At 68.6% G+C, this 11,109-nt stretch carries 13 protein-coding genes; 3 read left to right on the top strand and 10 right to left on the bottom strand.

Going from position 1 to position 11,109, the window contains the following annotated elements; translation table 11 throughout:
• The first annotated feature begins 592 nt into the window (after nt 1–592).
• Entirely contained in the window at nt 593–1,420 is an 828-nt protein-coding gene (locus ACIRSU_RS13060) for a DEAD/DEAH box helicase family protein (RefSeq protein ID WP_403791452.1), read from the top strand.
• Nucleotides 1,396–2,169 (top strand): IS5 family transposase, encoded by a 774-nt coding sequence (locus ACIRSU_RS13055; protein WP_403791450.1) that lies wholly within the window; start codon nt 1,396–1,398, stop codon nt 2,167–2,169. Before ACIRSU_RS13060 ends, ACIRSU_RS13055 begins: the two co-directional genes overlap by 25 nt.
• 203 nt (nt 2,170–2,372) lie before the next feature.
• Here the strand turns inward: ACIRSU_RS13055 and ACIRSU_RS13050 are convergent, their stop codons facing one another.
• Entirely contained in the window at nt 2,373–3,263 is an 891-nt protein-coding gene (locus ACIRSU_RS13050) for an NAD(P)-dependent oxidoreductase (RefSeq protein ID WP_403791448.1), read from the bottom strand.
• A gap of 468 nt (nt 3,264–3,731) precedes the next feature.
• On the opposite strand from ACIRSU_RS13050, the gene ACIRSU_RS13045 reads away from it, so the two are divergent.
• Nucleotides 3,732–4,655, top strand: coding sequence for a hypothetical protein (locus ACIRSU_RS13045; protein WP_403791446.1), 924 nt, complete (start codon nt 3,732–3,734; stop codon nt 4,653–4,655).
• A gap of 194 nt (nt 4,656–4,849) precedes the next feature.
• Here the strand turns inward: ACIRSU_RS13045 and ACIRSU_RS13040 are convergent, their stop codons facing one another.
• The 9 genes from ACIRSU_RS13040 to ACIRSU_RS13000 form a co-directional block, all read right to left on the bottom strand.
• A complete protein-coding gene (locus ACIRSU_RS13040) occupies nt 4,850–5,215 on the bottom strand; it encodes a hypothetical protein (RefSeq protein ID WP_403791445.1) in 366 nt (121 codons plus the stop codon).
• A 129-nt stretch (nt 5,216–5,344) separates the two neighbouring features.
• Nucleotides 5,345–6,148, bottom strand: coding sequence for a hypothetical protein (locus tag ACIRSU_RS13035; RefSeq protein WP_403791443.1), 804 nt, complete (start codon nt 6,146–6,148; stop codon nt 5,345–5,347).
• Nucleotides 6,149–6,150: 2 nt separating this feature from the next.
• Nucleotides 6,151–6,711, bottom strand: a complete 561-nt coding sequence (locus tag ACIRSU_RS13030) for a WhiB family transcriptional regulator (RefSeq protein WP_403791441.1) — start codon at nt 6,709–6,711, stop codon at nt 6,151–6,153.
• A 41-nt stretch (nt 6,712–6,752) separates the two neighbouring features.
• Nucleotides 6,753–7,166: a hypothetical protein gene (locus tag ACIRSU_RS13025; RefSeq protein WP_403791440.1), complete on the bottom strand. Its 414-nt coding sequence runs from the start codon at nt 7,164–7,166 to the stop codon at nt 6,753–6,755.
• Entirely contained in the window at nt 7,163–7,840 is a 678-nt protein-coding gene (locus tag ACIRSU_RS13020; protein ID WP_403791509.1) for a GGDEF domain-containing protein, read from the bottom strand. The genes ACIRSU_RS13025 and ACIRSU_RS13020 overlap by 4 nt, the downstream gene beginning before the upstream one ends.
• A gap of 500 nt (nt 7,841–8,340) precedes the next feature.
• Nucleotides 8,341–8,919, bottom strand: a complete 579-nt coding sequence (locus ACIRSU_RS13015) for a hypothetical protein (protein WP_403791438.1) — start codon at nt 8,917–8,919, stop codon at nt 8,341–8,343.
• Nucleotides 8,916–9,161 (bottom strand): hypothetical protein, encoded by a 246-nt coding sequence (locus tag ACIRSU_RS13010; protein WP_403791437.1) that lies wholly within the window; start codon nt 9,159–9,161, stop codon nt 8,916–8,918. Before ACIRSU_RS13010 ends, ACIRSU_RS13015 begins: the two co-directional genes overlap by 4 nt.
• 169 nt (nt 9,162–9,330) lie before the next feature.
• Nucleotides 9,331–9,669, bottom strand: coding sequence for a hypothetical protein (locus ACIRSU_RS13005; protein WP_403791435.1), 339 nt, complete (start codon nt 9,667–9,669; stop codon nt 9,331–9,333).
• Between the two features lie 1,027 nt (nt 9,670–10,696).
• The gene (locus ACIRSU_RS13000) at nt 10,697–11,089 is read right to left on the bottom strand and encodes a hypothetical protein (RefSeq protein ID WP_403791434.1); all 393 of its coding nucleotides are present in this window, start codon (nt 11,087–11,089) and stop codon (nt 10,697–10,699) included.
• Between the last annotated feature and the right edge of the window lie 20 nt (nt 11,090–11,109).

The following is an 11,109-nucleotide window of genomic DNA, read 5'->3' as shown; positions in this document are numbered from 1 at the left end:
CCCGCGGAGCGGGATAAGCCCCGGCAAGCCGGGGCTTAGTGGAATTCGCTTCGCGAATTCATGAAATCCGCAAGCGGATTTCTGTTAAAGCGCTGCGCGCTTTAAACGAATTCCCGCGAGCGGGAATTCGAGATTTCCGCTTCGCTCCAATCTTGAGGGGTGGTCACTTTCCCCGCAAGCGGGGAAAGTGACTGGGCGTCCGCTGCGCTCCCGCCCTTCCGGCTTCGCCGGGCAGCAGTGGGACGCATCACCTGATGTGCTGTGTAGCGTTTGGGGTTCTGGCCCACTCCCCCTGGGTCGAGGTGGTGAGTCGGCGACTTGACGGTGTGCCAGCTCCGTCGGGCTGACGGGTTCCGCTGCGCTCCACCCGAACTACTCCCCCATGGCATGCTGTCCCGCCTGCCGTGTGCGCCCCTGTCATTCGCGTAGGGTGTGCCGTGTTCGTGGGTGGGATGCGGACAGGCACCGGTTATCGGGGTGTACCTGTCGTGTGCTTGGGATGATGCATCACAGATCTATACTGTGTAGAGTTTGGATATATCTACCCCTCCCGGTCTCTGTTTCCGCTGTGCCGACTTTCTTTTCTGATTGCGTGCCCATTTTCGAAATGAAGGAGCTTGTTTCCATGGTCATGAAGAAGAGTGATCTGCGCGCACACCAGATCGAGACTGTCGATGCGATCCGGCGCGGTCTCGATGTCCCTCCTGGGGGTATTCCGGCCGGTGGTCTGCGGGGGCAGGTGATTTCCGCGTGTGGTACCGGGAAGACCATCACTGCCGCGTTCGCCGCTCGCGAGATGCTTCCTCGGGGGCGTGTGCTCGTGCTGGTGCCGACCCTGGAGCTTCTGGCGCAGACGGTGCGGGAGTGGCACCGGGTGGGGCACAGGGGGCCGGCGGTTGCGGTGTGTTCGCTGCGGGACGACCCGGAGCTGTGGAGCCTGAAGGTGCGCTCCACCACGAATCCCGTGCAGTTGGCACTGTGGCACGGGACGGGTGCTGTGACGATCTACGCGACGTACGCCTCGCTGGGGGTCCTGGCGGAGGCTTTCGGGGGCGTCTACGGCCAGAAGCTGGCCCCGATGGACCTGACGGTAGTCGATGAGGCGCACCGGACTTCGGGCTCGATGGGCAAGGCTTGGGCGGATGTTCACGACCAGGCTGTGATTCCGTCGCGCCGTCGGCTGTACCTGACGGCGACGCCGCGGATCTGGGAGGAGCGGCTGAGTCGGGAGGTCGCGGAGGGGGTGCGTGATCCGCTGCCGCGTGAGATGGCGGCTTCTATGGATGATGAGAAGGTTTTCGGGCCCGTGCTCTATAAGACCGTGTCCTATGTGGTGAGACGGTCGTTGAGCAGGTCATGGGGCGGGGTACGTGGAGTTGGATTGTTCCGGACGGGTTGTGGGAGATCGCGAAGCCGCTGATCCCGCCGTCCCGGGTGCGGCCGCAGGGCGGCGGGACACAGGACACGCCTGATGAGACGCTGTTCGCCGCGATCATCTACGTGCTGGTCTCCGGCTGCGCCTGGCGGGCGCTACCTCCGTGCTTCGGGGTCTCGAAGTCCACGGTCCACCGCCGGTTCCTGATCTGGTCACGTGCAGGAGTCTGGGGCCGGCTGCACGAGGAGATCCTGCACCGCCTCGACGACGCCGGCCTGCTCGACCTGTCACGAGCGGTCCTCGACTCCGCCCACGTCCGGGCGAAAAAGGGGGCGAACTCACCGGTCCGAGCCCCGTGGACCGGGGCAAGCCGGGTTCCAAGATGCCTGTCGGACGCGCAGGGCCTGCCCCTCGTCGTCGGTCTCTCCGCAGCCAACACTCACGACAGCCAGGCCCTGAAGCCCATGGTGCTCGGTCACCAAACGAGACACGACCCCCACCGCGGCCGGCATTTCAAGCCTCAGCGTCTGCACGCCGACAAGGCCTACGACATCCCTGAACTGCGAAAGTGGCTCCGTGGGAAACGCATCGGAGTCCGCATCGCCCGCAAGGGCATCGAGTCCTCAGAACGGCTCGGGCGCCGCAGGTGGGTGATCGAGCGGACCGTGTCCTGGCTGACCGGCTACCGTCGGCTCAATCACCGCTACGAGCGGCACCCCCGCAACTACCTGGCCTTCCTCGGCCTCGCCGCCGCCCTGTGCTGCTACAAACGACTCCTCCGCCTCACCACATAGAACACGATCTAACCGAACGTCACTGTGATGACAGAGCTGCTTGTCGTTTCGCTTCGGGAGAATAGGCCCATTGAGGCTGCGTTTGAGGAGTGCGCCTGCATCAAGGCGCAGGGCTGTGGCGTAGTCGTGGACGTGCCTCCTGTGCGCGCAAGCCCCCGATTGGGTGGGTGGGCGGCCTGGAGCTCGACCCTTGTCGTGGAGACTCAGCCGCCGGTGCGCGCCACCTTCGTGAGGGCGGAGAAGCCGAGTCCTCCGAGGCCGACTTTCTCGGCCTCGTTCATGTTCTCCACGGCGGCCTTGAGCAGCCTGGCCTTGAAGCCCATGGCCTGCATGAGGTCGAGCCCGGCACGGCAGCCCTCGGCGTATGCGCTCAGATGGGCGATGTCGGTCTCGTGCTGGTCGGCGGTGATCGCGGCGACCGACTCCTTCGCCATGACAGCGAAGGTCTGGAAGAGCATCTCGCTCAGCGCGTTGAAGGTCTCCGGGACGACGCCCTGGTCCAAGGCGTAGGTCGCCGCCTCGACGTAGGCGTTCAGCGCCGGCACGTAGAACGCGCCCATGATGCTGGCGTCGAGCACGCTGGCGGCCTTGACGTCGCCCGACACCAGCGTCGCGTAGACGCCCGTCGCCATCAGGGTCTGCTCGTGTTCGCCCCATGCCTCCGGTGAACCCGAGTAGAGGACCAGGCCCTCCTCGGTGCCGATCTGCGGCGGGTAGCAGAGAATCGCGCCGTCGAGGTACAGAACGCCGCGCTCGCCGGCCCAGGCCTGCCATTCCTCGGCCTGTGCCGGGGCGCCGGTGCCGACGTTGACCAGCATGGTGCCGCTCCAGTCGGTGACACCCGCGAGCACCTCACGCGCCGCGTCATACGTCGAGATGCAGGCGACCACCAGTTTCGAGGACCGCACGGCCTCGTCGATGTCCTGGACCGGGCTCACTCCGTGGGGCGCGAGGGCCTCGGCCTTGGCCGGGGAGCGGTTCCACGCGGCCGTCCTGTGGCCCTTGGCGGCGAAGTTGCGGGCCAGCGCGGCGCCCATGGGTCCGCAGCCGAGCACAGCCACGTCGTACGTCTTGGCTCCTTTGGTGGCAGACATTGCGCTTCCTCATCTGTCGAGCGGAACTGAAGGTTCGAGGCACGGTGGTCAGAAGGCGCGCAGCCGAGACGGACTGGGACGACCGACATGCGCTGGTGCACGGATCAGACCGTTTGAAGGGTCGGTGGCGAGACCGCCTCGAAGTCGAAGAGCTGCTCGATCTCGTCACGGATCGGCCTCTACTCGCCGTTCCTGCGGCCGTGGCTGCACTGTCGCCAACCAAGACCGTCGGCGAGAACGACAGCGAGCACCTCTTGTGCGCGGATCCGGTGCACGGTGCACACGCCGGTCCGCACCGCTCGACACCGCCAACCGCACCATCCACCTCGGCCAACGCGACCGATTGGTCGAGACCCGCGACAACCTGTCAGCCCGTCACACCCTCACCATCTCACCACATAGGACACGGTCTTAGTGCCCACCGAATTTCCGACAATGTGTCCGCTCCGGCCGCCTAGTGTCCTGGCCATGGACTCTGAACAGCTCAAGCTCTCTTCGCGCAAATGGATGATCGCGGCCTTCACCGCGCTCGCCGAAGGCCCGTCGTCTCATGACCTGGCGGTCCACCACGCCGGGATCGCTGCCGAGCATCTCCTCAAGTCATACCTGGCCAGCCTCCACCCGGCTCTCGTAGTGGAGGGCAAGGATTTCAACTCCTTGCTGCACGCGACGGGTCACGGGTCACACGCTTCGGTTCCCGCGGAGCAGGTCAAGACCATCGGCTTGGCCGAAGCCCATGCCCGAGCGCAGAAGATCTTGCGGAAGAAGATGCCGGTCGATCAGCGGGCGCTTGGACCGCTAGCCAATGCTCGTAACGGCGTCGCGCACAGTGGCATATACGACCGGTCAGAGGTCAATGCCGTCTTCACCACGTGTCTCCGGCTGATCGACCCCTTGCTCGTCGAGCTCAAGATCAACACTTCCTACTGGGGCCGTTACGAGTCCCTGCACGATCGGCTACTCGAAGAGAACGTGGAAGCTGTCCGTGTCCGGCTGGAGAGCAAACTTGCTCGGGCCAAAGATGTCTTCTCGGAACGTTACGGCCACTTGCCCCAGAAGGAACGCGAGCTCGTCCTCAGCACGATTGCGCGAGTCTCACCTCCCGGCTACATCGAACACGACGAGCCCGCCACCTGCCCGGCATGCGACTCGCAGGGCTGGCTTAGTGGTGACACGCACGTGGACGAGGATGAGTGGGCGGTCATGTTCACCCCGTTCGTCTTCACCTGCCCGGCCTGCGACCTGCGTGTCGAACACGAGGAACTTGAAGAGTTGGAAGGGCTCGCGGAGGAGGTCAAGCTGGATGAGGCACCAAACGACTTCTACGCGGACTGGGAGCCAGCTGAAGTCCGTGGATCTTCATGGGATGGAGGACCATTCCACAACTTCTGATAGCCGGACTTACCAACATCTCGCACGTCTTCGGGGGTGTGGTTGAGGTGGGCGGTGGTGAGGCCGACCACGGACCCGGTGTCCGGGTGGATCTCCCCATGGACGGCAGGGCAGCGGCCGCCCGGGTGCGCCAGGCCGCAGTGGCCCGTGCACTCGCAGCGGCCGGCGGCCCGCTCGAACCGGATCCGCGCGCGCTACTCGCCGCCGGCGGCCTGCCGCTGCTCGAAGGCTTCGAGCAGTTCGCCGATTCCGGTCGGCTCGGGCGCGGTGCCGACCGGGACGCCGGTCTCGGTGAACACTTCCACCTCGGGGACGTCGGCGTCGAAGTAGCAGACGTACGGCCCGTACCGCTCGATGACGGCCGTAGCGACGGCGGCCGGGTCGGACAGCTGTGGCGCGTTCTCCAACACGGCGAGGGTGGTGACGACCAGCCACATCGACTCGTCCGGCGTGCGGGGGAGCCGGAGGTAGCCGGTGACGCGAAGCTTGTCGCCGGGGACCAGGTCGTGGATGACCGCGTGCGCCAGCTCGGAGTCGGTGATGCTGCAGGGCAGGATCATCTCGTCCGTGCGCTCGTCCGTGGGGGGAGACGGTGAGGCGGAACCGCGCCGTCGTTCCGTGCAGGTCGCCGGGCACGGTCTCCTCGTCCAGGAAGCCGTCCAGGGCTATCACGTCGTCGGCGGCCACGGTCAGCCGGCCTTCCGGACCGGCGCCCGGTGTGCGGCGTCATACGCCTCCAGGACCCGCTTGGGCACCATCCCAGCGGCGAGCTCCTCTCGGGTGCGGTCGCTGCCCAGGCCCGAGCGGATCGGGGTCGGCGCGGCGGCGGCCGCCGTGGTGGAGCGGGAGCGGGTACCGGCCTTCACGGCGCGCAGCTCCTCCTGCGCCTTCTCCAGTTCGGCGCGGGCCTTGGCGACCTTCTCTTCGGCCTCGCGCTGCGCGGCCTCGCTGTCGCGGCGCTCGGACAGCTCGGAGAGGTCGGCGGTGATGCGGGCGGCGCGGCTGCGGACGCTGGCGGCGGGGTGTGCGGCCGCCCAGTCGATCAGCTTCTGGACCTCGTTGGAGACGGGGAGCGGGATGACGGGGACGTCGATGTCCGGGGTGTCGGCGGCTGCGCGGGGCAGTCCGAGGACCTGGTTGGCGATGAGGTCGCTGAGTTCGGTATCGCTCAGGCCGGTGGCCTCGCGGATGGCCTGCTCGGTGTCGCCGTTGTTGTGCATGGAGATCGCCATGGCCTCGTGCGGGGACAGGGACGGGGTAGCGGTGGTGTTCGTCATGGTGGGTTCGTCTCCGGTTTCCGGGATGAGGGGGAGCAGGGTGGTGAGGGTGTCGGTGTCGGTGGGCAGCCCGAGGACGTCCAGGAGCAGCGCCATGTCGTCCTTGTCGCGGGAGCTGCGGGCGGTGGCCCGGGCCGCGGCGGCGAGTTGCTGCGCGGGGTTCGGGTTCAGGGGGAGTGCTTCGGCCTCGAGGGCTTCGGTCCAGTCGGTGAACACGGTCAGGCCGCCTTGCCGCTGGTGGCCAGCTCCAGGACGCGCCGGTTGGCCGCCGCCTGTGCCGGGGTGATGGGCTGCTTCCAGCGGTTGTACGGGGCGGGCCGGGTGGGGATGGCCTCCAGCTCCAGCCGGGCAGGGGCCAGTTCGCGGACGGTCGGCGGGACGGTTCGCCTCGCGCACCGTCGCTCACGGTGGAGCCGGTCCTGGTCGGCCACCACGCCGATCCAGTCCTCACCGAGCCGCGCCACGAGCTGCTTGCGCAGCTGCGTGCGGGCGCGTTTGGTGGTCGCCGCCCACACCCCGGTCTTCGTCAGGGCGGGGTTGGCGAGCGCCCACTTCAGGCAGCCCTTGACGATCGGGCAGCTGGAGCAGGCGTGCTTGGCCTGGGCGAGCGCCTTCTCCCGGGCTCGCGGGTCCTGGTCGGTGTTGTGGATGTCCTCGATCGAGAACAGGTCGGGTTCCGTGCGGCAGCGCAGGACCTGGTCGGTGGTGGGGAAGGGGGTTCGGTCGTCGGCGAGGACGATGGCCGGCGGGTTGGGGACGCCGGTGCGGTTGCCGCTCATGAGGTGCCCTCCGGAGCGAGGTTGGGGAGCTGGAGGAGGACCTAGTCGACGAGGTCCTGCGTAGGGCGCCACGGTCCGAGCTGTCCGTGCAGCCACGGGACGGGGAGCGCGAGTTCCTGGACGTCGGCGAGGACGAGGTGGTGAACGTCGGGCTGCGCCCAGCGGGAGCACGGGGCGGTGCCGGCGGCGTCCTGGTGGCAGTCGGTGAGGCGGGCGGCGCCGATGACGGCCCGGGTGGGCAGGGCGCGGCCGCGGATCGCAGTGGCGACCAGCGGGTCGCGCAGCGGGGTCCGTTCGGTGGCCGCGCCAGCGTGCAGCAGCACCAGACCTCGCCAGGACCAGGGGGCCGGCCTGTTCTCCACGTCCTTCCCGGCGAGGATGCAGGTCGTCCAGGGCTGGCGGATCGTGATGCCGCGGATCCAGTCGCCTGCTGGCGGAAGGGTCACGGTGCTCATGCCGCTCGCCCCCACACGGCCGTGCCCTGCCTGCCTGCGCGGCGCCCGTTGACGGACGGCACGGTGGCGTGTGCCGTGGTCGCCAGGACCGCGCGGCCCGAGTGCTTGCCGCCGTACAGCGCGGCGTCGGCGGCCCGCTGCAACGCGGAAAGGTCGCGGGAACCGACGGCGTCAGGGGCGGCGGCGCCTACCGAGGCGGCGACGTCGACGGTGCGGCCGTCGTCCAAAGTGACCGGGGTGTGCAGCATCCGCACCAGCTGCTCCAGGCGGAATGCGCGGCGGGCGGCGGGCAGCTCCAGGACCACGGCGAACTCATCGCCTCCGAGCCGGCCGACCGCAGCGCGCGGGCCCGCCCAGGCTGTGAGGCGGGATGCGATCGACGCGAGGACGGTGTCGCCCGCCGCGTGTCCGAGCCGGTCGTTTACCTCCTTAAACCTGTCGGCGTCGACCATGACCACGATCGTGTCGTCGCCGCGTCGGGTCAGGAGCCGGCGGGCGCGGGCGGTGTAGGCGTCGCGTCGCAGCAGCCCGGTCAGCGGGTCGCGGTGGCTCGCGGCGATCTTCTTGTGCAGGGCGATGGCGTGGACGGCCCAGCCGGTCAACGGCACGGCCGCGGTCGTCAGGAGGAGTGCGCGCTGCCCGATTCGGGCCTGGGTGCGCAGGACGGAGTCCATACTGGGGATCTCCCTCTCGTCTCGTACGGGATGGGGAGGCCCGGGGCAGGCGAACTGGTTTGGACGCCGATGTGCGCCTGTCCCGGAGCGGATTTGCAGCTCGAAGTCGCCGTCGTCGGCGCGAGTCCAGCTGTACGGGTCGTTCCAGCGGCCGGCGGTCGCCGCCTTCCAGTCGAGCTCCCAGCCGGGCCGGTAGCCGCGCGCCGTCCAGCCGTCCGGCCGCCTGCCGGGGACCTCGAGTCCGGCCTGCCGTGCGGCGGCGGCCTGGTCGTAGACCTCGTGGGCGATCCGTACGGCGGCGCTGCGGCTGTCGGCGTGGCCAGTGAAGACGTGCACACCGCGCAGGCCGCCGGTGTTCCTTATCGGGACGTCGACCTCGTAGAGGGGGAGCAGGGTCATGACGTCCATCTCCTTTCGTTCTTCTCGGCGGTGAGGGACCACCGCGACCGCCCCGGCCTCCGTCGAACGGGGCCGGGGCGGTCACGGAAGGCCATCACCCGCTACGGCACGCACAGCTCCTCGGTGGGGACTTCGTAGGCGTCGATGACCTCCTCCCCACCGGACCAGGTGCCGGGGGCGTGCCGGACGTAGACGATGCGCAGCGGGGATCCGTCACGGGCGGCGATGTCGTACTCGTGGACCAGGTGCTTCTTCAGGGCCGAGCGGACCGCCGGGGCCACGGACCGGGCGGGCACCCGGGACGGGAACGGCAACAGGCGGGCGCCGTTGACGGTGGTGTACTGCAGGGCCTGCCGCAGCCAGAGGCGGGCGGCGTTCATCGCGCCCTGCTCGCGCAGGGCCTGGAAGTGGGATTCGTAGTACTCCCTCGCGGCGGCGGACATGGCCATGAGCGGGTCTCCTTCGGCGTGCCGGTTCGGAGCAGAAGTCGAGCTGGACCGGCGACGGTCGCCGTAGTCGCGTCGAGGGTCGTGGACGGTGCGGCGGTGCGCGGCGAGACCAGCCGCGCCGCCCTGGACCGGGACGCGGCACTCCCCGCAGCCGTGCCACCCCTCGTCCCCGGCCGGAAGGTCGGCCGGGGTGAGCGGCTGCGGGTGCGGGCCGTCGGCGGCGCGGCTCATTCGCGGACCGCCGCGACGTACAGCTCTTCCAGGTCGGTGCCGCCATCCGCGTCGTCGTCCATGCCCGCCGCGTGGTCGTCGGCCTCCTGGTCGACGCCGTTGTAGCCGCCGTGGACGTCGCAGCCGATGTCGTCGCGGTGGTCCAGGTCGCCGGTGAGCGCGCGGCGCAGGCAGGTGACGCTGTAGGCCGGCGTCCAGGCGGCGTGGCTGCACTCGGAGTCGAACGGGCACGGCACGCGCACGTCGAACCCGATCTCGCCCTCGCCGTCGACGTCCAGACGCAGGGCGAGAGTGAGGACCTGCTGGCTGGCTACGTAGGTGAGATCTAGGAACGATTGTCAGCGACTGCTGGCAGCAGGTCTGGCCTGAGAACCCAGGGAGTGTCGGACGGAAGTAGAAACGGCTGGGCGTTCAGACACCGATTCGACGCATCCACCAGGGGAGGTCCGGGTCTGCGAAGGGGTTGTAGAGCGTGCGTTGGAGGACGCGTTCGTCTGCGGGGCCGACGACCATGCTCAATTCACGTCGTGCCTTTCCGCGCAAGGCGTGGAGTGTGACTTCCAGCAGGGTGCGGACGTGGTAGTCGTCTCTGCGGAGGGCTGTGTCGTCGCGTTCGTAGAACGGATCGGCGTTCCCGAGTGGCCGTCGGGTGGTGGCATTCCAGCGGCGGAACGCGATCGCGACCTCTCCTGCGGGGAGGCCGCGATCGCGCTCAAACACGGCGATCTGCCTGTTCGCCGAGGCGGACACTCCACGAATCACGGGTGTCCGCCGATCGTGCGTGTGGCGCCGCGGCAACTACGCTCTGATCTCGCCCGGTGACTGGCGAGGCATGAACACTTCCAGGTGAAAGACGGTGAGGTGTCCGACCCTAGAACTCGTCTGCGAGAGGGATCAAATGGCGGACTCAGCTGATCGGCTGCTGCTCGTTCCGGCAGCGCCGGCACCAGTGCCCTCTGCACGATCTCGTAGCCGACGCCGTACTTCCGCATGACCGCACGCAGCGACAGGCCGGCCCTGGCGTCACGGCGGATGGCCGCGTACAGATCGACCTTGGACTTCGGCAGCACCGGGGCCCCTCGTCGTGCAGAGCACACCGATGGTCGCGAAGCAAGCACCCAGGTGTTTCCAGAACTCAACGACATCACTCTCCCGTGGAGCCGGGCGTTCTCGCTGCTGAGCGACAGACGTTCTCGAAACTCACCTACATGGCCAGCCGGGCCATCGGGTCGGGGCGGCGGTGCCCCGCCGCCTTCGCGGCTGCGGCAGCCTCGTTGAGGCCATCCTCCAACGCCGTGAGCGCCTCGTCTTCGTCGTGCTCGGGCGGGGCCGCTGCATAGGCGGTGCGGTAACTGGGTGCCGGGGAGGGGGACGTGTCGTAGGGCTGCCAGATTCTCCTGCATTGTCGGCACCGCAGAGCTTGCCGTCCTTCGTATGCGATCAGGTCGGTCTGTGTGCTCGGGCAGAGGCGGCACACGAGCGCCGGGCGTGACACCGACCAGTCCACTCGGGGGTCTCCTTCGTCTCGGTGGGCGGTCGCCTTGACCACCTCGCAAGTGCGCTTCCCAGCGGAGGCGTGCCGATGCTCCGAGGCCGGAGGACCACTCGTCTGTGGAGTCCTGCGGGATCAAGCGAGGTGGATTCGCAGGTCTCCTTGGAGGCGGTTCAGACCGCGGTAGGGGTGCAAGGGCTCGGCGGAGGGTGTCGGCGGTGAGTCGCGGATAGGTGTTCAGGTGGTCTTCGACGCAGGTGTAGTACGCGGTGTCGTGGTCGGCGGTCAGGGTGAGGCCGGTCCGGGCCCCGCAGGTGCCGCAGTCGACCGGAACAGCTGCGGGCCCGGCGGCGAGATGGACAGTGCCGGTGACGGTGACCTGCCGCAGGGAGGGCTCGACCTGGCGGCCGGGGCATCGACATAGACGGCGACGATGAGGTCCTGGACCTTCGCGGTGATCGCTTCCTCGGGGTCGAGCGCGGCCCAGCGGGTGAGGAGTTCGGCGAGGCGGCCGGTGTCGAGGCGGGCCCGGGTGAGCGCGGCGAGGACGCGGCGAGCGAGGAGAGCGCCGTGGGCGAGTTCGTCGATGACGGTCTGCTCTGCGGGTGTCGGGATCCAGGTACCGGCCTGGTGATCGGCGAGCAGCTGGTCGGTGGCGTGTGCGAGGTCGTCGGTCATGCGGGTCCTCCCCCGGCGGC

This window comes from Streptomyces sp. NPDC101160 (genome assembly GCF_044768205.1).
In the GTDB taxonomy this organism is placed as follows: Bacteria; Actinomycetota; Actinomycetes; order Streptomycetales; family Streptomycetaceae; genus Streptomyces.
The sequence above is the reverse complement of the archived record's forward strand: the minus strand, read 5'-3'. Positions and strand labels throughout refer to the sequence as shown.

What these genes read in the sequence shown, in the direction of transcription:
- ACIRSU_RS13050 (WP_403791448.1), bottom strand. Translation starts at nt 3,263, where the DNA reads ATGTCTGCCACCAAAGGAGCCAAGACGTACGACGTGGCTGTGCTCGGC.
- ACIRSU_RS13045 (WP_403791446.1), top strand. Translation starts at nt 3,732, where the DNA reads ATGGACTCTGAACAGCTCAAGCTCTCTTCGCGCAAATGGATGATCGCG.
- ACIRSU_RS13040 (WP_403791445.1), bottom strand. Translation starts at nt 5,215, where the DNA reads ATGATCCTGCCCTGCAGCATCACCGACTCCGAGCTGGCGCACGCGGTC.
- ACIRSU_RS13030 (WP_403791441.1), bottom strand. Translation starts at nt 6,711, where the DNA reads ATGAGCGGCAACCGCACCGGCGTCCCCAACCCGCCGGCCATCGTCCTC.
- ACIRSU_RS13025 (WP_403791440.1), bottom strand. Translation starts at nt 7,166, where the DNA reads ATGAGCACCGTGACCCTTCCGCCAGCAGGCGACTGGATCCGCGGCATC.
- ACIRSU_RS13020 (WP_403791509.1), bottom strand. Translation starts at nt 7,840, where the DNA reads ATGGACTCCGTCCTGCGCACCCAGGCCCGAATCGGGCAGCGCGCACTC.
- ACIRSU_RS13015 (WP_403791438.1), bottom strand. Translation starts at nt 8,919, where the DNA reads ATGAGCCGCGCCGCCGACGGCCCGCACCCGCAGCCGCTCACCCCGGCC.
- ACIRSU_RS13000 (WP_403791434.1), bottom strand. Translation starts at nt 11,089, where the DNA reads ATGACCGACGACCTCGCACACGCCACCGACCAGCTGCTCGCCGATCAC.